Origin of the sequence: Caballeronia sp. AZ1_KS37 (assembly GCF_023631165.1) — a bacterium.
GTDB lineage: Bacteria > Pseudomonadota > Gammaproteobacteria > Burkholderiales > Burkholderiaceae > Caballeronia > Caballeronia zhejiangensis.
Genome location: NZ_JALQDP010000029.1, coordinates 70,264 through 90,717, shown reverse-complemented (window position 1 = coordinate 90,717; position 20,454 = coordinate 70,264). Strand labels below are relative to the sequence as shown.

The window sequence follows — 20,454 nt, the reverse complement described above, 5'->3', positions numbered from 1 at the left end:
GGACTCCTTGTTGAAGTGCTTTTCGAGGTGCTCTTCGAATTGCTTTTAGTAAGCGCCGCCAACGTGATGCTCGGCGACAAAGTGATCAGGTCCGACAGCAACCAGTTTTGCGACGATCGGCTCATCGCCGAGCTTGCGGATCGGGCTTGGAATCTCGTCGGCGGCGAGCATGCGCTTCGCGTGCCGACGCGACGGATCGGCGACCGGCACCGCGCTCATCAGCTTGCGCGTGTACGGATGACGCGGCATTTCGAACACCGCCGCGCGCGGCCCGATCTCGACGATCTGCCCGAGATACATCACCGCCACGCGATGACTCACGCGCTCCACGACCGCCATGTCGTGCGAAATGAAGAGATACGCGACGCCCAGTTCGCGCTGCAAATCCAGCATCAGATTGACGATCTGCGCGCGCACGGAGACATCGAGCGCGGACACGGATTCATCGGCGATCACGACTTTCGGGTTCAACGCGAGCGCGCGCGCAATCGCGATGCGCTGCCTCTGACCGCCCGAGAATTCATGCGGATAACGTTGCGCGGCTTCGGGCGGCAAGCCCACTTTGTCGAGCAGCCAGTCGACCCGCGCCTGTGCTTGTCTTCCGCTCGCGACGCCATGCACGAGCAGCGGTTCCATCACCGAAAAGCCCACGGTCAGACGCGGATTGAGCGACGCGAACGGGTCCTGAAAAATGAACTGGATATTGCGCCTGAGCGCCTGCAACGCGTGACCTTCGAGCTTGCTGATATCGCGCCCATCGAATTCGATGGAACCGCTCTGGCTCTCGACGAGCCTGAGCAGCGAACGTCCCGTCGTCGATTTGCCGCAACCCGATTCGCCGACGAGCGCAAGCGTTTCGCCAGGCCGCAAGTCGAAGCTCACGCGTTCGACCGCGTGCACCGCCGCCGTCGTTCGGCCAAAGAGGCCGCTCTTCACCGGAAAGCGCGTGACCAGATCGCGCACGCGCAGTATCGGTTCCATGGCTTCATCGACGGCGGGCTGCTTCTCCCTCTCGACCGCTTCCGACGGACGCAACGCGCTCGCATCGTCGGGCGCGATGTCGGCGGACTCGACTTCGAGGATCGGGAATTTCGCGGGACGATCGGTGCCGCGCATCGCGCCGAGCGTCGGCACGGCGGCGAGCAGCGCTTTCGTGTACGGATGCTTCGGCGCATGAAACAGCGCGTCCGATGGCGCCTCTTCCACCTTCTCGCCGCGATACATGACGAGCACGCGATCGGCCACTTCCGCGACCACGCCCATGTCGTGCGTGATGAAGATCACGCCCATGTTCATCTCGTCCTGCAAGCCGCGCACGAGTTGCAGGATCTGCGCCTGAATCGTCACGTCGAGCGCGGTCGTCGGCTCATCGGCGATCAAGAGCGCGGGCTTGCACGAGAGCGCCATCGCGATCATCACGCGCTGGCGCATGCCGCCCGACAACTGATGCGGATAGCGCGCGAACACGCGCCTCGCCTCGGGAATCCGCACGAGATCGAGCAGACGCAATGCCTCGGCGCGCGCATCGGAACGGCTCTTGCCTTGATGCAACGCGATCGCTTCCGCGATCTGGTCGCCGACCGTGAACACGGGATTGAGCGATGTCATCGGCTCCTGGAAGATCATCGCGATGTCCGCGCCGCGCACGCCGCGCATCGTCGCCGACGATGCTTTCGCGAGATCGAGCACTTGCCCGTTGCGCCGGCGAAACGCGATGCTGCCCGACACGATCTGTCCGCCGCCATGCTCGACGAGACGCATGAGCGCGAGCGACGTGACCGACTTGCCCGAGCCCGATTCGCCGACGATCGCAAGGGTCTCGCCGCGGTCGACGCTAAACGAGATGTTGCGCACCGCTTCGATGGTGCGCGAGCGCGAGCGGAAATTCACGGACAGGCCGTGTACGTCGATGACGCACGCTTCGGGCAGCGTCATCATCGATAGATCGCCGTGACGGGCGCTTCGCCCACGCGCGCGAATCCGCGATACATGCCTTCCGTGTTGAACGGCAGCACGACGTTGCCTTTCGCATCGACGGCGACGAGTCCGCCGCGTCCTTCGATGCGCGGCAGCTTGTTCATCACGACATCGTTCGATGCTTCTTCCAGCGACACGCCGCGATATTCCATCTGCGCCGACACGTCATACGCCGCGAGCATGCGGATGAACATCTCGCCCGTGCCCGTGGTCGAAACCGCGCACGTCGCGTCGTTCGCATAGCAGCCCGCGCCGATCAGGGGCGCATCGCCGACGCGACCCGCCTGCTTGTTCGTGATGCCGCCCGTCGACGTCGCCGCCGCGAGATGACCGTTCGAATCGAGCGCGACCGCGCCGACCGTGCCGAACTTCTTGTCGGGATCGATAGGATCGTCCGGGCCGTTATCGAAGGCGAATTTCGTCATCGCATCGTGATCGAGCATGGTGCCGGACGTGCCACGCGCCTTCTGCCATTGCTGAAAGCGCGCTTCCGTGTAGAAGTACGACGGATCGACGAATTCGAGACCCTGCGACTGCGCGAAGGCTTCCGCGCCGGCGCCCGTAAACATGACGTGATCGCTCGCGTCGAGCACGCGGCGCGCGGCGAGCACCGGGTTCTTCACGCGCGTCACGCAACTGATCGCGCCCGCTTCGAGCGTCGCGCCGTCCATCACGGAGGCGTCGAGTTCGTGCGTGCCGGCCGCCGTGAACACCGCGCCGTGCCCCGCGTTGAAGAGCGGACAGTCTTCGAGCAGACGCACGGCTTCGGTGACGGCGTCGAGCGCGCTGCCGCCATCGGCGAGCACGCGCTGAGCCGCGCTGAGAATATCGGTGAGCGCGGCGAGATAGCGCCCTTCCGTTTCGGCGTTCATCGCGCTGCGCAGGAGCGTGCCCGCGCCGCCGTGAATCGCAATGACTGGTGTGACCTTCATGAGTCGCGCGGTTCCCTGTGAGTGTGTCGTTTCGCGGTCGTGCGGCGCGTCGTATGAGCGGCGTGCGCATCTTTGGCGAGCGCCGGGGCGACGAGCCACGGCAACACGAATTCGGTCAATCCCGATGCCGCCTCCACCGAACGCTTCGCCCGATGCGCGACCGCATCGCACAGCGCTTCGATGACGGCGAGCACGGCGGTATCGCAATTCGCCGCGAGCCTGCGTTCGGCGCGGATCGCGAGCACGAGATCGGCGACCTGCGCAAGCGGCGACGCGGCGCTGTCCGTCAACGCGACCACGCGCAACCCGTGATCGCGCGCGAGCCGCGCAAGCGTGATGGTGTCGTCGACATAGCGCGGGAACGCGATCGCGACGAGCACATCGCCGCGCGAAGCCGTGAAAAGCCTGCGCGCCGCGTGCGACGGCCCGCCCATCAGCGCGAGCGATTGCACGTTCGCGCAATACGGCGTGAGACCGTGCTCCATCAGGCCGGCGAGAAACGCGCTCGCGCCGTAGCCGATCACGAAGACGCGCGGCGCGGCGAGAATCGTATCGACGATCGCTTCGGCCTTCGCGCCATCGACGGATGTTTGCGCGAGACGCAGATTCGCCGCCGCCTGTGCAAGCGATGCATCGAATACTTCGGCGCCGCTCGCCGGCGATTCGAGCGCGGTGCGCAAGCGCTCGACCGGCGCGATGGTCGCCTCGAAGCCGCGCACGAGCGCCTCGCGAAACGCGGGATAGCCGGAGAAGCCGAGCGCGCGCGCAAAACGGTTCGCCGTCGCCACCGACGCGCCCACCGCGCCCGCCAGTTCGTCGATACGCATCGTCGCCGAGCGGAACAGGTTCGCGAGCACGAACGCCCCCATGCGCCGATGGATCGGCGTGAGCGTCGGCATGGCCGCCGCGATGCGCGCGGAGATCAGATCGTCGGCGCTCGCCGGCGCACGGACCGATAGTGAACGGGACATGAAATGCGCTGCGCCCTCATGGCGATTGAACGCGATGAAAGTATATTTACTCGAAAATCCGGCCAAAAAAAATTCATTTTCATCGAACTCGGGTTTTCGATAAGGCGCGCCACGGCCCGCAACTCGGCCGCATCCGATGCCTCGAACGCGCACGATCATGCACAATACGGAGTGCGTCGCGATGCAAGATCGCGCGTCTTCAGTCCTCCACGATCCCTATGAATTTCGATTTCCTGCCCGATCCGCTGCCGCATCTGCTCGCCATTCATCCGTGGGCGCAAACGGTCGCGGGTCTCGTCGCGCTCGCAATGATCGCGCTCTTCGTGCAATGGGTCGTGGCCCGCATCGTGCTCCATGTCGCGCATCGCCTGCTCGTGCTCGCGGGGCATCAGAAGTGGGACCGCGCGTTCATCAAGCATCGCGCTTATCACCGGCTTTGGTATGCGGTGCCGTTCGCGACGGTCGCGCTCGGCATCGACGAAGTGCCGCGCATCGGCCACTGGGCGACGATCATCGGCCGCGTCGCGCACGGCGGCGCGTGGATCTGCATGTTCTTCGCCGCGGGCAGCGCCCTGTCCGCGTGGCAGGACGTTTATGCGGAAAGCAAGGAAGCGCAGACACGCTCGATCAAAGGCTACATCCAGATCGGCAAGCTCGGACTCGCGCTCGTATGCGGCGTGCTCGTCCTGTCGATACTGATCGACCGTTCGCCGCTCTGGATGCTCTCCGGTCTCGGCGCGCTCTCGGCCGTGCTGCTGCTCGTGTTCAAGGACACCTTGCTGTCGCTCGTCGCGAGCACGCAACTGACGTCGAACGACATGCTGCGCATCGGCGACTGGATCGAAATGCCGCAAGCCGCCGCCGATGGCTTCGTGAAGGACATCGCGCTGCACACCGTCAAGGTGCAGAACTGGGACAACACCGTGACCACGGTGCCGACCTACAAGCTCTTTTCGGAGAGCTATCGCAACTATCGGCACATGTTCGAATCGGGCGGGCGGCGCATCAAGCGGACGATGCGTATCGACGCGCAATGCGTGCGCTTTCTCACCGAGGAAGAGACTGCGCGCCTGAAACGCTTTCGCCTGCTGCACGATTATCTGGAACAGAAGCAGACCGAGGTGGAGCAAACCAACCGCAATCTCGGCGAACTCGCGAACGAGCCCGCGAACCGGCGGCGGCTCACGAACATCGGCACGTTCCGCGCGTACGGGCTTGCGTTTTTGCAGCGCCATCCGGAGATTCGCCAGGACATGGCGATCATGGTGCGAATGATGGAGCCGCAATCGGACGGCATCCCTGTCGAGGTTTATTGCTTCACCGCGACGACCGCGTGGACGCAATACGAGCGCATTCAGGGCGACGTCTTCGATCATCTGCTCTCGATCCTTCCCGAGATGGGCCTGCGGCTTTATCAGGCGCCGTCGGGCAGCGACTTCTCGGGCGTCGCGGGCCGCCTGCGCGGCGAAATGCCGATGCTGTGACGCGCGCAGGATTCGCCGTCGAAAAGAATCAGGCAAGAATCCGCCATTTTTGTGTATTCACGTTGACGCTTCCCGTCCGTACGATTCAACCATCGCCGATGCGCCTTTTTTCCGCGGTTTCGCAGCCGCGGTGAAGTCGTTTTTTCTCGCGCATCGCCATTCAATCGTCATAAAAGGAAAACTCAACGTGATCGATCGCGTCCATGCCATGCGTGTCTTTACGCGTGTCGTCGATACGAACAGTTTCACGCGCGCCGCCGAGTCGCTCGGCATGCCGCGCGCGAGTGTTTCGACGACCGTGCAACAACTCGAAGCGCTAGTCGGCGTGCAATTGCTCGCACGCACGACGCGGCGCCTGAATCTCACCGTCGACGGCGCCGCTTATTACGAGCGCTGCGCGCAAATTCTCGCCGATATCGACGAGCTCGAATCCGGTTTCGGCGCGGGCGAAGAGCGCCTGCGCGGACGGCTGCGCGTCGAAATGCCGGATACCGTCGCGACGTCGATCGTCGTGCCCGCCCTGCCGGAGTTCCACGCGCGCTATCCGCAGATCGAACTGTCGATCGGCATCGGCAATCGCAATGTGGATCTCGTCGGCGAAGGCGTCGATTGCAGCGTGCAGCTCGGCGAATTGCCCGATTCCGGATTGATCGCGCGCCGGCTCGGCACGCTCGAACAGGTGACGTGCGCGAGTCCCGCGTATCTGGAGAAGCACGGCACGCCGGAAACGCTCGACGAGCTCGCGCAGCACGTCGCGGTGAACTGTCTTGCCGAGAAAAGCGGGCGCCCGGCCGATTTCGATTTCGCTGTCGACGGCGAAGCCGTCACGATGAAGATGCGCGGTTTCGTTCAGGTCGCGGACGAGCACGCGTACCTCGCGTGCGGCGTCGAAGGGCTCGGGCTCATTCAGCCGCTGCGGATCGCGGCGCAGCCTTATCTGCGCTCGGGACAGTTGCGCGAAGTGCTGCCGCAATGGAAATCGCCGCCGCTCAAGGTGTCGGTGGCGTTCCTGAAGAGCCGTCAGGCGACGCCGCGCGTATCCGCGTTCGTCGACTGGCTCGCGACGCTCTTCGAGCGTTCGCAACAGATCGACGATACGTTGACGAGCCTGTATCGCTCGGCGCAGCGGCGCGGTTCCTCGCGGCGGGACCGGCCGGAGGAAGAAACCGCCGACGCGTGATCTTCGCGTCGCGCTATCGCACGGGCGTGGCTGCGTTCGCGCCCACGACCGTGTTCCACTTGCGCACTTCCCAACGCTCCACCAGCCCGTTCGTCACGTAAGGATCGTTCTTCGCGAAATCTTCGGCGGCGGCGGGCGATTCGCTGTGAAACAGCAGCATCGCGCGATCGGTGGGTGCATCGAGCGCCCCGGCGAGCACGATTTCGCCCCGTTCGACCGCCGCCCACGCGAGCGCCAGATGTTCATCGCGAAACTGCGCGCGGCGCTCCAGATAGTCAGACCGAAGTTCGTAAATCAACAGGTAGTGCATCGCCATCTCCTTTGGTGCGAACAGTGCCGGATTTATCAAGCTAGTTTGTCCTATTTCCGAAAATAAAACCAAGAGTTCAATCGGAAGGCTCTGATCGCCTTGCGATCCCGTATCGAAGATCATGAGCGGATACTTGTAAAGGACTCTGCCATGAACCGCGATCAACCTCCCTGCAATATGTGCGCGAAGCACGATTGCCGCTCGTGCGCGTGGACGTCGCCGCTCGACGCTTCGTATCGCACGCTCATCCAGTCTCATTCCATGCTGTCGCTCGTCGCGCTTTCCGTGAAAAGCGCGGAAACCGCGCCCGCCGAACCGTCGTGGCTCGGCATCGCCTGCAAGCGGATTCTCAAATTTTTCTCGCAAATGAGCCCGCTTGCACGCTAAAAAAAGCGTAAGGCAAGTCGCATCGAAGCACCGTTTTTGTAAAGAAGTTTGCACGATTCTTTTTAGGATAACTGTGCATATAGAATCCGCTGCGCTTCTGCGCTTGCGTTAAGCGCTCATGTAGAAAGGAAATTCAGTCGATGAGCATCAATCTGGTCCAGGCGGTCAACGCCGCGATCTCGGAAAACGTCGCGGAGCAGTTGTCGCAGCAGTTCGGCATACCTGGGCAAATGGTCCGGCAACTCGCGGCGCGCATCGCGCCCGGACTCGTCGCCTCGCTCATGGACCGGGCGACGCTCGTGCCCGGCTCGCAGTCGGTCTACGCCGTCATCATGCAGCCGGAGACCAACGCCTACATCGCGGAACAGTTCTCAAAGCTGATCGCCACCACCGGCGGGCTCAAGCAGCTCGAAACCACCGGGCACTCGCTTGCCGCGCTCGCGACGGGCCAGCGTGTCGATGCCCTGACCGACGCCGTCTCGGCAGAAACCGGCGTTCCGACGCAAGCGACGTCGGCGCTCGCGGGCATCGTGGCGGCCGTGCTGTTCGGCGTCATGAAACGCCACTTCCTGCTTGCACAGTGGGGACTGCCGCAGGTGCCCAAGCTCCTGCGCGATCAGGTCGGCGAGATCAATTCGTCGATGTCGAACGCGGTCGCGACGGCCATCGGCGTTGGCAACACCGAAGGCTTCACCAGTTGCATCACGCCGCGCCTCGATACCGTCGCATCGAGCCTCGAACCGCGCATCGACGGCGACGTCGCGGTAGCGCTTGCGCCCGAACCCGTCGTGAAAGCCGTCACGCAAAGCGCCCCGGCGCCCAAGCCCGCGCCGTCCTTGCCCCCCTCGCCGCCGCCGATGCGCGCACCGGTTCGCAAGCCGGCGGAGAAGCGTTCGAACAAGTGGATCTGGCTGCTTTTCGCTGTGTTGGCCGTCATCCTCGCGCTCGTCTATTACCGTGGCTTCACGCATGGCGAAAGCGTCGATCTGAGCGCCGCGCCAGCCACGCAGCCGGTCGCCGATGCGTCGACGCAGGCTTCCTCCGCGACGCCATCGGTCTCGCCGGTCAGCGATGAAACGCCGGCCGTGTCATCCATCGATGCGTCGGCCAACACGGCGGCGGCACCGCAATCGGCCTCGGCAATGAAAGCCGCGCCGGCTTCATGGAAAGACGCGCAGTTGCTGTTCAGCGTCAACTCGGCGGGCGTCCCGGCGATCGAGGCGACGGTCGGCACCGAAGCAGAGAAGAAGCATCTCATCGACGCATTGACGGCTCGCTTCGGCAAAGCCTACACGGCTGATATTTCCGTCGTTGCCGAAACACGCCCGGCAGCCTGGCTTTCGCGTCTGAGCGACTTCTTCCCGCTCATGGCCGTGCCCGGCGCGGAAGCCAAGATCACCGGCTCGAAGGTGGAACTGAGCGGCGCGGCCGCAAACGCGAAGCTCGGCTGGGTCGATAGGATGAGAAGCTCGCTCGGCGGCATGTTCCAGGTCGCGGCGTTCGACGTGGACGGCGCGGTCGCCACGGCGACACGATCCTTTCGCAGCGCGCTAAAGAGCCTGCTCGCCACGGACACGCCTTGCTCCGGCGACAAGCTGACGCGCGTGCTCGACCTTCAGGTTGTCAATTTCGAGCGCTCGAGTGCGCAGGTGCCGGAAAGCGCCTACGCCACGCTCGGCGAGACGGCGCAGCTGCTCAAGAACTGCGCGGCCAAGGGTTCGATGGTGAATCTCGAAATCGCGGGTTATTCGGATGCCCAGGGCGGAGCGGCGGCCAAGCTGGAAGTGTCAAAGGAACGCGCTCAGGCGGTCCGAGGCTTCCTCGTGCGTAACGGCGTGCCGCCGCAATCGCTCACGGCAGCGGGCTACGGCGACGCCAATCCGATCGCCGACAACGATACTGCCAGCGGACGTTTCGCGAATCGCCGAATCGAGTTCGTCGTCAGAAAGGGCTGAGCGCCGCTTCGACTCGCAAGATTTCTTCAAACGCCGTCGCACGAAAGCGCGACGGCGTTTCTATTTGTGCCCGCGCCATGCGCGGTCTGCAGCCGATTCAGTTCGGCTTGGCGAAATCGTTCTCGGCCCAGCGTTCGGCGCTCGCCTTGCTGAGCTTGAACGCCGGCGACACACGCACGAACGCGAGCTGCGCGCCGTACGCATCGAAGGCTTTGAGATTGGCGTAGGGATCGTCTTCATCCGGAACGATCTCCAGCGTGACGGTGATGTCCTCACCCCGCACGTCGATGGTGACGTTCTTGTTCAACATCGCATGACGTTGCTGTTCATGGCGACGCAAGACTTCCGACGCCGTCTTGACGAGCGTGCGGAACGCGCCTGCATCGAGCGGCTTCGGATTTTTCTTGTCGCGGCCCATTGTCCACGGGCCGACGAGCGCGGGTTCCGCCTCGCCCGCCTGAATCATCTCGACGGCCCAGCCGTCGTCGTCCTCGTTCTTGATGACGCGCGCGGTCCAGCCGTCGTCGCGCCAGAGGCGGTCTTCGTGGATGGCTTCGTCGGTGGAGGGGAATTCGGAATCGGTCATATCGTAGCAACGCATGCAGAGAGGCAATGCGACGAATTTTACCTTGGGGCGGGACGCGGCATCGTTCGTGCTCCACGGGTTAGCCGAACGGCCAGTGTCATACCCAAACGCATTGCGCCGTGCTACTTTGGATGTACCGGATCGTCCGGAATCCTTCCGCAAACGCAATCAAAACGCCGTAAAACTTAGTCAAGGAGCGACCGCATGCTTGCATTTATCGGTACTTTGATCGTCGGACTCGTCGTCGGTCTCATCGCACGCGCACTGAAGCCGGGCGACGACAGCATGGGCTGGATCATGACCATCGTCCTCGGCATCGCCGGATCGCTGATCGCGGGGTACGTCGGCCGGGCGCTCGGCTGGTATCAGCCGGGACAACCGGCGGGTTGGATCGCCTCGGTGATCGGCGCAATCATCCTGCTCGTCGTCTGGGGAATGATCCGCAAGCGCACGTAACGCCGCGCCTCATCGTTTCTTTTCTTGGTGAAACGCCTCGTTCCGGTTCGGACGAGGCGTTTGTTTCATCGGGCGATGCGCTCGATATCGACCTCCGCACCGCCCCGCACGACGCGGTTCGGGAGCGCGCCGCCGAGCCAGTACGAAAGCTCGGCCGGCCTGCCGATGCGCCAGGCGACGAAATCGGCGGTCTTGCCCGCTTCGAGCGATCCGTGCGTCGCGTGCAAGCCGAGCGCCTTTGCCGCATGCAAGGTCACGCCGGCGAGCGCTTCTTCGGGCGTCAGGCGAAAGAGCGTGCAGGCCATGTTGAGCATCATGCGCAGCGAAAGCGCGGGCGACGTTCCCGGATTCAGATCGCTCGCGAGCGCGATCGGCACACGATGCCGCCGCAGTGCGTCGATGGGCGGCAACTGCGTTTCACGCAACATGTAAAACGCGCCCGGCAAAAGCACGGCGACGGTGCCGGATTGCGCCATCGCGATGGCGTCGTCCTCGGTCATGTATTCGAGGTGATCCGCCGACAACGCCCGATACCGCGCCGCCAGCGACGATCCATGCAGGGACGACAACTGCTCCGCGTGCACTTTGACTGGCACGCCCAGATCGCGCGCGCATCGGAACACGCGCTCGACTTGCTCCGTCGAGAACGCGATGTGCTCGCAAAACGCATCGACGGCATCGACCAGGCCTTCTTCGACGAGCGCTGGCAGCATCTCATCGCAGATATGGGCGATATAGTCATCCGCGCGATTCGCGTACTCGGGTGGCAACGCGTGCGCGGCGAGGCAGGTCGCGCGCACGGTCAGCGGCAGCGCTTCGCCGAGACGACGCGCGACGGCGAGCATCTTCCGCTCGTTCGCGAGATCGAGCCCGTAGCCTGACTTCACTTCGAGCGTGGTCACGCCTTCGCGCAGCAGGCCGAGCGCGCGTGTTTTCGCCGCTTTGAACAGCGCGTCTTCGCTGGCTTCGCGCGTCGCGCGCACCGTACTCGCGATGCCGCCGCCGCGCGCCGCGATCTCCGCGTAGCTCACGCCTTCGAGCCGCTCCTCGAATTCGCCGCTGCGATCGCCGCCGAAAACCAGATGCGTGTGACAGTCGATCAGACCCGGCGTCACCCACGCGCCATCGAGTTCGACACGTTCGCATTCGCCGATATCCGGCGCGGCCGCGCGCGGTCCGATCCACTCGATGCGCGCGCCATCGGTCAGGATCGCCGCGTCGTCGATGACCGAATACTTGCCGCCGGCCATCGTCGCGGCGTGGCAGTGTTGCCAGAGCTTCTTCATCGCTTGTCGATCATCGGCAGATCGAGGCCTTGATCGCGCGCGCATTCGATCGCGATGTCGTAACCGGCATCGGCATGGCGCATGACGCCCGTCGCCGGATCGTTGTGCAGCACGCGCGCGATGCGTGCATCGGCTTCACGACTCCCGTCGCAGACGATCACGACGCCCGCGTGCTGCGAAAAGCCCATGCCGACGCCGCCGCCGTGGTGGATCGACACCCACGTCGCGCCGCTCGCCGTGTTCAGCAGCGCGTTGAGCAGCGGCCAGTCGGACACGGCGTCCGAGCCGTCCTGCATCGCTTCGGTTTCGCGATTCGGGCTCGCGACGGAGCCGGAATCGAGATGATCGCGGCCGATCACGACCGGCGCCGACAATTCGCCGTTGCGCACCATCTCGTTGAACGCCAGGCCGAGCTTCGCGCGCAGCCCGAGGCCGACCCAGCAGATGCGCGCCGGCAAGCCCTGAAAACTGATCCGCTCACGCGCCATGTCGAGCCAGCGATGCAGATGCGCGTCATCGGCGATGATCTCCTTAACCTTCGCATCGGTCTTGTAGATGTCCTCGGGATTGCCCGAGAGCGCGGCCCAGCGGAACGGCCCGACGCCGCGGCAGAAGAGCGGCCGGATATACGCCGGCACGAAGCCCGGGAAGTCGAACGCGTTCTCGACGCCCTCTTCCTTGGCCATCTGGCGGATGTTGTTGCCGTAGTCGAAGGTCGGCACGCCCTGTTCGCGGAACGCGAGCATCGCGCGGACGTGCTCCGCCATCGATTGCTTCGCGGCCCTCACGGTCGCCGCCGGATCGCTTTGCGCGCGATCGCGATATTGCGCCCACGTCCAGCCTTTCGGCAGATAGCCATTGAGCGGATCGTGCGCGCTGGTCTGATCGGTGACCAAGTCCGGCCGAACGCCGCGACGCACGAGTTCGGGCAGCACGTCCGCCGCGTTCGCGCACAGTGCGATGGAGATCGCGCGGCCTTCGGACGTGTAGCGCCGGATGCGCGCGAGGGCGTCGTCGAGATCGGTCGCCTGTTCGTCGACGTAACGCGTCTTCAGACGGAAATCGATGCGGCTCTGCTGACATTCGATGTTCAGCGAACACGCGAGCGCGAGCGTCGCCGCGAGCGGCTGCGCGCCGCCCATGCCGCCGAGACCGGCGGTAAGCACCCAGCGACCTTTGAGATCGCCGCCGTAATGCTGTCGCCCGGCCTCGACGAAGGTTTCATACGTGCCCTGCACGATGCCCTGACTGCCGATATAGATCCAGCTTCCAGCGGTCATCTGGCCGTACATCGCGAGACCTTTCGCGTCGAGCTCGTTGAAGTGCTCCCAGTTCGCCCAGTGCGGCACGAGGTTCGAATTCGCGATCAGCACGCGCGGCGCGTTTTCGTGCGTCTTGAACACGCCGACTGGTTTGCCCGACTGGACGAGCAGCGTCTCGTCCGCTTCCAGACGCTTCAGCGTTTCGACGATCTTGTCGTAGCACGCCCAGTCGCGCGCCGCCCGGCCGATGCCGCCGTACACGACCAGTTCCTTCGGATTCTCGGCCACTTCGGGATCGAGATTGTTCATCAACATGCGCAGCGGCGCTTCGGTCAGCCAGCTCTTTGCGCTGAGTTGCGTGCCGCGCGGCGCGCGGATCTCGGTGTCGCGAAAACGGGAAGTCGAAGTCACGGATTGCTCCTGCGCATCAAGAAGTGAGTGTGGACAGACGCGAACGACAACCCGCGTCGAGTTCACTTCATCTTCTTGTATATACAACTTACGTTGTATTAGGGGAATCCCGAGGCTTCCCATTCGAGCGATGTCGCTCCTTGTCTAGACAATCTTCACGGCAGGGGAAGCCCGCTGTCGCGTTTGACTTCACGCAGCGAGAGCATCGATTCCACGGCGGTGACGCCCGGCAAAGTCCGCAGCACGTCGCGCATGAAGATGCCGTATTCGTCGAGATCGCGCGCGATGATCTGAAGCAGATAATCCGCCGTCCCCGAAATGTTGTGGCACGACACGATGCGGGCAATGCCCTGAATTTCGCGCTCGAAGCGATCCGAGAGCGCGCGGTCGTGCACGCTGAAGCGCACCTGCGCGAACGCGACGACGCCCAGTTCCAGCGCCTTGCGCGACAGCACGGCGCGATAGCCGTCGATGAATCCCTCGCTTTCGAGACGCCTGAGACGGCGCGCGCACGGCGTTTCGCTCAGGCCGACGCGCTCGGCCAGTTTCGCGACGGGCATGCGGCCGTCGTGTTGGAGCGCAGCAAGCATCGCGCGATCGATGCGGTCGATTTCGGTCATGGTGCCATCCCCTTTAAACTCTTCTGATCTTAGAGGAAAGCTGCAACCCGACTCGCAAAATCGCCTCAAAAGACCATAAATCGCTCTTTCCGAAGTGGCACGATAAAGCCTTCTGAACAGGAGCGCATCATGGTTTCGGCACACTTGCTTTGGGTTTTCATCGGCGCGCTCGCGGTCGTCTACGCGCTGCCCGGACCGGACATGGCGCTCGTGCTGCAGACGAGCGGCACGCGCGGATTCCGCCGCGGACTCGCCGTCGCCGCCGGTCTCGCCACGGCACGCGCGACGCACGTCACGCTGTCGGCGCTCGGCGTTGCAGCGCTTTTGCGCAGCGCGCCGTGGCTTTACGACGGCGTGCGTATCGCGGGTGGCCTATATCTCTCGTACGTGGCGATCCAGATCTTCCGCTCGCCCGCTTTCGGACTCGAAGCCGCATCCGGACACACTGCATCCACGCTGCGCTCTGCCTACGCGAAAGGCATTCTGAGCAGCATCCTCAATCCGAAGGCGCTGCTGTTCTGCTCCGTGCTGCTGCCGCAATTCGTGCGGCCGGAGACGGGGCCGGTCTGGTCGCAAGTGGTGGAATTGGGCGTCGTGCTGGTCGTTGTCGGCGTCGCGTTCGACCTGACGCTCGCGGCGGGCGCGGTGCGTATTTCCGGCTGGCTGCGCCGTCATCCGAAAGCGCAGACGGTGCAGCGCTGGACGTTCTCCGCGGCGCTGCTCGCATTCGCGGCGCGCCTTTCGCTCGAATGATTCAGACGTCGAGCGGCTTCAGAAAGAGCTCGTGCTTCGGCGCGAAGTGCGCGTAAAGCGGCAGGATCGCGCCGCCCATCGCGCGGGCGTCGGGGCCGATCTGCCCTTCGACGAGACGCGGCCGCGTCATGCCTTGCCAGTCGAAGTTGCCGAGCGCCGCATCGGTGCGGCCAATGACTTCGCGCAGCAGATTCCGGTCGATTTCACCGTCGATCACCACGGCTTCGAGATCGAGCAATGCAGCCGACGACGCGATGCCCGTCGCGATCGCGGGACACGTCTCGCGCATCCACGCTTCCGACAGCGCGCGCCACTCCGGCGACCACGCGCGCTCATCGTGCGCCGCGGCGGCCGGCGCGCCCGCCGCGGCGAGCGCCTTTTCCAGCACGTACACCGACGCCGTGTTGAGCAACTGCCCGGCGCGCTTGCCTTTCCCTCCGCCTCCGCCGACGAGCGGCAGCGATCCAATCGCGCCCGCATTCCCGCCCGGTCCCGCGTGCAATCGGCCATCGATGACAAGCCCGCCGCCGATGAACGTCCCGATGAACACATACAGGAAATCGCGCAGCCCGCGCCCCTGGCCCATCACGAGTTCGGCGGCGCACGCAGCGGTCGTGTCCTTCGCGAATTCGACCGGCAGCGCGGTCATCGCTTCGATGCGCGCGCGGATGTCGATGTCGTCCCACGCCGCGAGCGCGTCGGGCGGCGTGTCGAAGAAATCGCGCCAGCCGCCGATCCACAACGGCGCCGCGACACCGATGCCCGCGATCTTGCGCGCGTCGTCGCCGAGCGCGGCGGTGACGCGCGCGAGTCGCTCTTCCAGCGCGGGAAACAGCGTATGCGGATCCGGATAGGGATACTCCAGCGTTTCGCGCGTGCGCACGTTGCCGGCGAAGTCCATCGACAGCACGTCGAGGCTGCGCCGCCCCACTTTCACGCCGATGGAAAACGCGCCGTCCGCGCGCAGCGAAATCGGCACCGACGGTTGCCCGATGCGCCCGCGCACGCGCGAACGCGGCTCTTTAGCGAGCAGGCCGTCTTCGATCAGATGATCGACGATCAGCGACACCGTCTGCATCGACAGGCGCGTCATGCGCGCGACATCGGCCTTCGGCAGCGCGCCATGCAGGCGGATTGCCTGCAAGACGATGCGCTCGTTGAACTGGCGCACGCCCAGTTGATTCGAGCCGATGGAGTGCATCGAAGCTTTGTGCGCGGGCCGCTCAGACATCGGCGCGTGCCTCGTGGCGCGAGCGTGCGCGCCGTGAGCGATTCATGTGTTTGTCCCCGCTGGATTAATTCGAGTCCTTTTATTTAAACATCCGCGCCGAATTTTTTCCGGATTTTTAGTCGGTTATGTTCGGGAGAGCGTCATCGCCGATCAACCTCGTCTTATCGAAAACATGAGCACCCTGGAAGCCCTTCACGCGATCGTCAACGACGAAAACGCGCCGCAAATCATTCGCGATCACATCGTCGATTCTTTGCAGTTCGCGCTGCGCAACCATCCCGGCTATTTCACGCGCAAGGAGATTCAATGGCTCGCGCAATGGGAAGACACGCGCATTCCCATCGCGGCGGCGAAGATTTTGAACGAGATGAAGACGGCTTGACGCGCGCCGCTCAGTGCGTGCCCGAGGCGCGCGCGTGCCATTCGTAGTCGAAGACGGTCGCCTGCACCGGCTCCGACAGGCTTTCGACGAAACCGATGACTTCCGGATCCTTGACGAAGCTCGCAGCCGAGCTCGCCGCGAGAATCGCCGAGCTGTCCTGCGGCCGCGCGACGAGGAAACCCTGCACATAGTCCACGCCGATCTCCTGCAGCGCGCGCAAGGTATCGATGTCCTCGACCCACTCCGCGACGCTGCGCATGCCGAGATTGCGCGCCAGCGCGACGATCGCCTCGACGATGGCGATATCGGCCGGATGCGCGCACATCGAGCGCACGAATTCGCCGTCGATCTTGAGCGCATCGGCGGATAGCGCCTTCAGATATTTGAACGACGTGTAGCCGGCGCCGAAGTCGTCGAGCGCGATCTTGCCGCCCATGTCGTGCACGCGCGCGATGAAACGCTGCGTGTTCTCCAGATCGTGCAGCGCAACGCTTTCCGTGATTTCGAGGCACAGGTAATGCACGATCGACTGATGCCGCGCGAAGAGCGCGAAGATATCCTCCATGAACTGCTCGTCGTTCAGCGAACCGCCTGAAAGATTCACGCAAATGAACTGCGTGTTGCCGAGCTGATGCCGATGCGCTTCGATCCAGTCCAGCAGCGTCGAGATGACCCAGCGATCGATCGCCGCAATGTTGCCCGATTCCTCCGCCGCGACGATCACCTTGCCTGCAGGCAGCGTTGCGCCATCGGGCGCGCGCATGCGCAGCAGCACTTCGAAGTTGAGCGATTCGGTCGGCTTGGTGAGCGACATGATCGGCTGCATCACGAGGAAAAGTCCCGGCGGCAGGCGATTGCGCCCGAGCGTCTCGACGAGCTTCAGTTCCTCCGCGCGCTCCTCGAACGCCGCCGCGCCCTTGCGGTACGTGACGAGATGCGTGTGCGCGACCTTTTTCGCTTCCCGGCACGCGCGATCCGCGTGTGAGAGCGCGTCCTGCACGCGCACGCCCTGCGAGCATTCGACGAGACCGATCGACGCCTTCACCTGAAACGCGCGATTGCCGACCTGATACGGCGCATCCGACAAAATGGAGATGAGTTCGCGGCATTGCGCGATGGCGTCTTCGATCGACGTGTCGTGCATCACGCAGACGAATTCGTCGCCGCCGATGCGTCCGACCGGATAACTGCGCGCGAAGTGCGCGCGCGTGCGGGCCGCGACCTGGCGCAGCACTTCGTCGCCGCTGCGATGGCCGAAGAGATCATTGACGAGCTTGAAGCGGTCGAGATCGACATAGGCCAGCGCCCACGGCAGCGTCTCTTCGCTTTGCGCGGCAATCGCCTTCTCGACGCCGCGCCGGTTGAGCGAGCCCGTCAGAGAATCGTGCTCGGCGAGAAAGCGCAGGCGCTCGACGGCCTTCGACCGTTCGGTCGTGTCCTGCAGCGAGCCTTCGATCCAGCCGTTCGAGCGGATTGCCTTCAACAGATAGCGGCGCTCGGCGGTGCCGCGTTCGGGCGAGCCGCCCATTTCGAGTTCGCCGTCGCTGCCCTTCGACGCGAGCGCCTGCAGCGCGCCCCACGCGCCGGCTTCGAAGTAGTCGTTCCAGTGCCGCACCTTGTAGTCGGCCTTTTGCAGATCGAGCATCGCGCGCAACGCCGGATTGGCGCGCACGAAGTGACCGTCGGAATCGAGCGTGAAGAGGCCGATCGGCGTGACTTCGTAGGTGTTGCGCAGTTCCATCTGCGCCTGGCGGCGGAAATCGCGTTCCGCGCGCATCTGCTCGGCGATCGCGAACGCCGCCATCATGCTCGACGACAGCGCGGCCATCACCGTATTGACGCCGCCGACGAGCACCTTCAGCCCGAAGGCCGCGCCGAGCACTTCGGAGAACGTGGAGAAAAGCACGATCGCGAGCGACGCGACATACCACAGCACGGTGCGCGAACGCGCCATCCACACGAGCCGCGCGAGGAAGAACAACAGCACGCAAATGCCGAAACCCGCGATGACCCAGAGCGTCGGAATGAAAAGCTCATACGGCAACGCGATCGCGGCGGCGAGCAGCACAATGCCGACGTACTGAATGACGCGCAGCAGCCAGCGATAACCGACCACGCGCAACTCGCGCCGGAAAAGCTGTTGAAAGAGCGCGGCCGTCAACAGGTAATAGGCCGCGAAGGTGATTTGCCGCAATGGCTGAATGTATTCGGTCGGCAATACGCGGCCGAGCCATTGCATGTCCCAGCCCATCGCATTTGCGCAGAGGCGCAGATTGCCGACGAGCCATACCGCGAAAATCACATAGGTCCATTCGTGATTGATGAGCGCCGTCACGAAGACGAATACCGCGAGCGTCAGCAAACCGCCGGCGATCAATCCGGAGCTTTCCTGAAAATCGAGCGCCGAATTACGGAGGCCTTGCCATTCCCATGTAAATGCGTTGATTTGCGCGGGTCCGGAAAATGTGCCCCGGCAGAGAATGTTTTCCGGTTCTTTCAATCGCCCGACGTGAATCGAGAAACCGGCTTTAACCGCGCGCATCTGGCCGCTGACGGATTCGCGGCTCGCCTCGCCGAGCGGCGCAAGCGTGTCCGCGTTCCAGCAGGCAAGCGTTTGCGCGTGACGCGACGGCAATTCGACGACCGTCGATGAATGCGCGCTCATGCTTGGCGTGGTGAAACTGAACCAGACCGGCTTTTCCGAAAGACGCGTGCTGTAGCGCGATACCGGCGTGACGCCTCGAAGCGCCACGAGCGCGTCGCCGGGATTCATGATCGCGGCTTTATCGGCGACGACGCGCAGTTGGAGCGGAACCGCGCCGCGCGTTTCGTATTGACGCGGAAGGAAATAGAGCGTGGCGATCGTACCGAGCAAAATCAGAAAAGGCACAGCGTAAACGGCGACCGCGTACAGCGCGTCGTCGATCCACGAGCCCGTGCGTCTGAATCTCGATAAGGAAGCTGGAATAACCGACGCCATTCTTGGAAAAACCCCCGTTTGCGCCCAGCGCGAAATGCGCCGGCGCAGACAGCGGCGGAGGCCGAAGCCCCGCGCGCCGCCGCTTTTGGCCAACCGGACCGCTCTTGGTCCGGTTATTCGCTATTACCGTCCTAAATACGATCGTCCGTTTCTTTTACCTGCCGTAAGCCATCAACGGAGCGTCTGGGCATCGTACCGGTTCCCAGTCAAAAGATAAATCTACAGAATGCAAATCGATGTCCGGGTGATGCGTGTTCACCATGTAATTGAAGAGCGGATGACGGGCTTCTTCCCAGCGCTGGCGCGCCGCTGCGACGTCCTTCGCGAGCACGCGATGCGGCAGCCCGCCGACATGCGACATCGGCAGGAATTCGTTGACGCCGAAAACATCCTTGAAGAGCATCGCCTCATACTCCCGATCCAGCGGCGTGCGCGCCGTGATCACCATGTAGTCGATCCCGTGCAGTTCGCAGAACATCCAGAGCGCCTTGCACAGCGCCACTTTCACCACCCGCCCCACCATGCCGCCCGCGACGCCGAGACGCGTCGCTTCCGCGAGGCGGCTCGTCGCCAGATGATCCGGCAGACGCACCGACTGCTCGACGGCGAGCGGGCCGTACGCATTGGTCTGAATACGCATCGTCCCGAGCGGTGCGCCGTCGAGTTTCGATTCCGCGAGAAGCACCGCCGTGCCGCGATCGCGGTCCGACGGCTCGATCGTCATCTTTTCGGCGAATTCGGGCAGATGCCGCCCGTAGGCCGAACGTCTGATGCTCACGGCTTTCTGAAGTCCGCCATCGTCTTCGACGATACGGATAGTAAACGGCATGCGCTCCGTTTTCTGAAGCGCGGGGACGACCGTGAGAGTCGGGCGTACCGCCGATTCGGTCTGGTTAGCGGCGGCATTGTTGGCAAGGTTCAGACGTTCCATTTGTAAACCCCATTTTTTCTTGGCGATTGGAAAGGTGCCGCGTGTTGAGGACGTTTATTGGAGGGTTCCTTACACGGGCGGGTCGAGCCTCTCACGAAGTCGAAAAAGGGGGTGCGCGCTTGCCGCTGTTTCTCAGCAACTTTTGGGCTAATTCAGTGGAAGAAAGCCTCTAATCGGCGAAAAAGCCAATCGTCGGCCGCAGCCGCAAACCGAAATATGCATATGCCAGGAAGGTATATGCGCGCCCGATGAGGGTGAAAGAACGAGGGTAAGCAGCCACCGGCCGACGCGAGAGGCATTCAGGAGAATAGCGTTCGGCGAACAGTCGCGGAGCATCGCGTAAACGCTGGAAAACATTTA

18 protein-coding genes are annotated in these 20,454 nt (G+C 63.7%); 7 read left to right on the top strand and 11 right to left on the bottom strand.

What is annotated here, in order from left to right:
* Positions 1–45: 45 nt before the first annotated feature.
* From NCS00_RS15915 to NCS00_RS15905, 3 genes are read right to left on the bottom strand one after another with little or no spacing between them, the layout of a single operon-like run.
* The gene (locus NCS00_RS15915) at positions 46–1,938 is read right to left on the bottom strand and encodes a dipeptide ABC transporter ATP-binding protein (RefSeq protein ID WP_250440477.1); all 1,893 of its coding nucleotides are present in this window, start codon (positions 1,936–1,938) and stop codon (positions 46–48) included.
* Complete coding sequence (locus tag NCS00_RS15910; protein ID WP_008353738.1) at positions 1,935–2,909, bottom strand: isoaspartyl peptidase/L-asparaginase family protein; 975 nt, start codon at positions 2,907–2,909, stop codon at positions 1,935–1,937. The genes NCS00_RS15915 and NCS00_RS15910 overlap by 4 nt, the downstream gene beginning before the upstream one ends.
* Positions 2,906–3,880 carry a MurR/RpiR family transcriptional regulator gene (locus NCS00_RS15905; RefSeq protein WP_250440476.1) on the bottom strand — a complete coding sequence of 325 codons (975 nt, stop codon included), beginning with the start codon at positions 3,878–3,880 and terminating at the stop codon, positions 2,906–2,908. The genes NCS00_RS15910 and NCS00_RS15905 overlap by 4 nt, the downstream gene beginning before the upstream one ends.
* 218 nt (positions 3,881–4,098) lie before the next feature.
* Here NCS00_RS15905 and NCS00_RS15900 point away from each other — a divergent pair, with 218 nt between their 5' ends.
* Both NCS00_RS15900 and NCS00_RS15895 read left to right on the top strand, forming a co-directional pair.
* Positions 4,099–5,364 (top strand): mechanosensitive ion channel family protein, encoded by a 1,266-nt coding sequence (locus NCS00_RS15900; RefSeq protein ID WP_250440475.1) that lies wholly within the window; start codon positions 4,099–4,101, stop codon positions 5,362–5,364.
* Positions 5,365–5,551: 187 nt separating this feature from the next.
* Entirely contained in the window at positions 5,552–6,544 is a 993-nt protein-coding gene (locus NCS00_RS15895; protein WP_250440474.1) for a LysR family transcriptional regulator, read from the top strand.
* Positions 6,545–6,557: 13 nt separating this feature from the next.
* On the opposite strand, the gene NCS00_RS15890 is transcribed toward NCS00_RS15895, so the two are convergent.
* Entirely contained in the window at positions 6,558–6,854 is a 297-nt protein-coding gene (locus NCS00_RS15890) for a YciI-like protein (RefSeq protein ID WP_008353742.1), read from the bottom strand.
* Positions 6,855–7,004: 150 nt separating this feature from the next.
* On the opposite strand from NCS00_RS15890, the gene NCS00_RS15885 reads away from it, so the two are divergent.
* Both NCS00_RS15885 and NCS00_RS15880 read left to right on the top strand, forming a co-directional pair.
* Positions 7,005–7,241, top strand: coding sequence for a hypothetical protein (locus tag NCS00_RS15885; RefSeq protein WP_008353743.1), 237 nt, complete (start codon positions 7,005–7,007; stop codon positions 7,239–7,241).
* A 140-nt stretch (positions 7,242–7,381) separates the two neighbouring features.
* Positions 7,382–9,196, top strand: coding sequence for an OmpA family protein (locus NCS00_RS15880; protein ID WP_250440473.1), 1,815 nt, complete (start codon positions 7,382–7,384; stop codon positions 9,194–9,196).
* 97 nt (positions 9,197–9,293) lie between these two features.
* Here the strand turns inward: NCS00_RS15880 and NCS00_RS15875 are convergent, their stop codons facing one another.
* Positions 9,294–9,782, bottom strand: a complete 489-nt coding sequence (locus NCS00_RS15875; RefSeq protein WP_008353745.1) for a hypothetical protein — start codon at positions 9,780–9,782, stop codon at positions 9,294–9,296.
* A 204-nt stretch (positions 9,783–9,986) separates the two neighbouring features.
* On the opposite strand from NCS00_RS15875, the gene NCS00_RS15870 reads away from it, so the two are divergent.
* Entirely contained in the window at positions 9,987–10,238 is a 252-nt protein-coding gene (locus NCS00_RS15870) for a GlsB/YeaQ/YmgE family stress response membrane protein (protein ID WP_008353746.1), read from the top strand.
* A gap of 65 nt (positions 10,239–10,303) precedes the next feature.
* Here NCS00_RS15870 and hutI read toward each other — a convergent pair whose 3' ends face one another.
* From hutI to NCS00_RS15855, 3 genes are all read right to left on the bottom strand, one after another.
* The gene (hutI, locus tag NCS00_RS15865; protein ID WP_008353748.1) at positions 10,304–11,524 is read right to left on the bottom strand and encodes an imidazolonepropionase; all 1,221 of its coding nucleotides are present in this window, start codon (positions 11,522–11,524) and stop codon (positions 10,304–10,306) included.
* Positions 11,521–13,197 (bottom strand): urocanate hydratase, encoded by a 1,677-nt coding sequence (hutU, locus tag NCS00_RS15860; RefSeq protein WP_250435582.1) that lies wholly within the window; start codon positions 13,195–13,197, stop codon positions 11,521–11,523. The genes hutI and hutU overlap by 4 nt, the downstream gene beginning before the upstream one ends.
* A gap of 155 nt (positions 13,198–13,352) precedes the next feature.
* A complete protein-coding gene (locus NCS00_RS15855; RefSeq protein WP_008353751.1) occupies positions 13,353–13,817 on the bottom strand; it encodes an Lrp/AsnC family transcriptional regulator in 465 nt (154 codons plus the stop codon).
* 129 nt (positions 13,818–13,946) lie between these two features.
* Here NCS00_RS15855 and NCS00_RS15850 point away from each other — a divergent pair, with 129 nt between their 5' ends.
* Positions 13,947–14,570, top strand: coding sequence for a LysE family translocator (locus NCS00_RS15850; protein WP_250440472.1), 624 nt, complete (start codon positions 13,947–13,949; stop codon positions 14,568–14,570).
* A 1-nt stretch (position 14,571) separates the two neighbouring features.
* Here the strand turns inward: NCS00_RS15850 and NCS00_RS15845 are convergent, their stop codons facing one another.
* Positions 14,572–15,801: an ROK family transcriptional regulator gene (locus tag NCS00_RS15845; protein WP_250440471.1), complete on the bottom strand. Its 1,230-nt coding sequence runs from the start codon at positions 15,799–15,801 to the stop codon at positions 14,572–14,574.
* 172 nt (positions 15,802–15,973) lie between these two features.
* Here NCS00_RS15845 and NCS00_RS15840 point away from each other — a divergent pair, with 172 nt between their 5' ends.
* Positions 15,974–16,183 carry a hypothetical protein gene (locus tag NCS00_RS15840; RefSeq protein WP_008353754.1) on the top strand — a complete coding sequence of 70 codons (210 nt, stop codon included), beginning with the start codon at positions 15,974–15,976 and terminating at the stop codon, positions 16,181–16,183.
* A gap of 10 nt (positions 16,184–16,193) precedes the next feature.
* Here NCS00_RS15840 and NCS00_RS15835 read toward each other — a convergent pair whose 3' ends face one another.
* Entirely contained in the window at positions 16,194–19,163 is a 2,970-nt protein-coding gene (locus NCS00_RS15835; RefSeq protein WP_008353755.1) for a putative bifunctional diguanylate cyclase/phosphodiesterase, read from the bottom strand.
* A gap of 154 nt (positions 19,164–19,317) precedes the next feature.
* A complete protein-coding gene (locus NCS00_RS15830) occupies positions 19,318–20,094 on the bottom strand; it encodes an N-acyl amino acid synthase FeeM domain-containing protein (RefSeq protein ID WP_175979147.1) in 777 nt (258 codons plus the stop codon).
* Positions 20,095–20,454 lie beyond the last annotated feature (360 nt).

Coding starts and splice junctions, on each gene's coding strand:
- NCS00_RS15835 (WP_008353755.1), bottom strand. CDS start 19,163: ATGGCGTCGGTTATTCCAGCTTCCTTATCGAGATTCAGACGCACGGGC.
- NCS00_RS15880 (WP_250440473.1), top strand. CDS start 7,382: ATGAGCATCAATCTGGTCCAGGCGGTCAACGCCGCGATCTCGGAAAAC.
- NCS00_RS15870 (WP_008353746.1), top strand. CDS start 9,987: ATGCTTGCATTTATCGGTACTTTGATCGTCGGACTCGTCGTCGGTCTC.
- NCS00_RS15890 (WP_008353742.1), bottom strand. CDS start 6,854: ATGCACTACCTGTTGATTTACGAACTTCGGTCTGACTATCTGGAGCGC.
- NCS00_RS15845 (WP_250440471.1), bottom strand. CDS start 15,801: ATGTCTGAGCGGCCCGCGCACAAAGCTTCGATGCACTCCATCGGCTCG.
- NCS00_RS15885 (WP_008353743.1), top strand. CDS start 7,005: ATGAACCGCGATCAACCTCCCTGCAATATGTGCGCGAAGCACGATTGC.
- NCS00_RS15915 (WP_250440477.1), bottom strand. CDS start 1,938: ATGATGACGCTGCCCGAAGCGTGCGTCATCGACGTACACGGCCTGTCC.
- NCS00_RS15905 (WP_250440476.1), bottom strand. CDS start 3,880: ATGTCCCGTTCACTATCGGTCCGTGCGCCGGCGAGCGCCGACGATCTG.
- NCS00_RS15855 (WP_008353751.1), bottom strand. CDS start 13,817: ATGACCGAAATCGACCGCATCGATCGCGCGATGCTTGCTGCGCTCCAA.
- NCS00_RS15900 (WP_250440475.1), top strand. CDS start 4,099: ATGAATTTCGATTTCCTGCCCGATCCGCTGCCGCATCTGCTCGCCATT.
- NCS00_RS15910 (WP_008353738.1), bottom strand. CDS start 2,909: ATGAAGGTCACACCAGTCATTGCGATTCACGGCGGCGCGGGCACGCTC.
- hutI (WP_008353748.1), bottom strand. CDS start 11,524: ATGAAGAAGCTCTGGCAACACTGCCACGCCGCGACGATGGCCGGCGGC.
- NCS00_RS15830 (WP_175979147.1), bottom strand. CDS start 20,094: ATGGAACGTCTGAACCTTGCCAACAATGCCGCCGCTAACCAGACCGAA.
- NCS00_RS15840 (WP_008353754.1), top strand. CDS start 15,974: ATGAGCACCCTGGAAGCCCTTCACGCGATCGTCAACGACGAAAACGCG.
- NCS00_RS15850 (WP_250440472.1), top strand. CDS start 13,947: ATGGTTTCGGCACACTTGCTTTGGGTTTTCATCGGCGCGCTCGCGGTC.
- NCS00_RS15875 (WP_008353745.1), bottom strand. CDS start 9,782: ATGACCGATTCCGAATTCCCCTCCACCGACGAAGCCATCCACGAAGAC.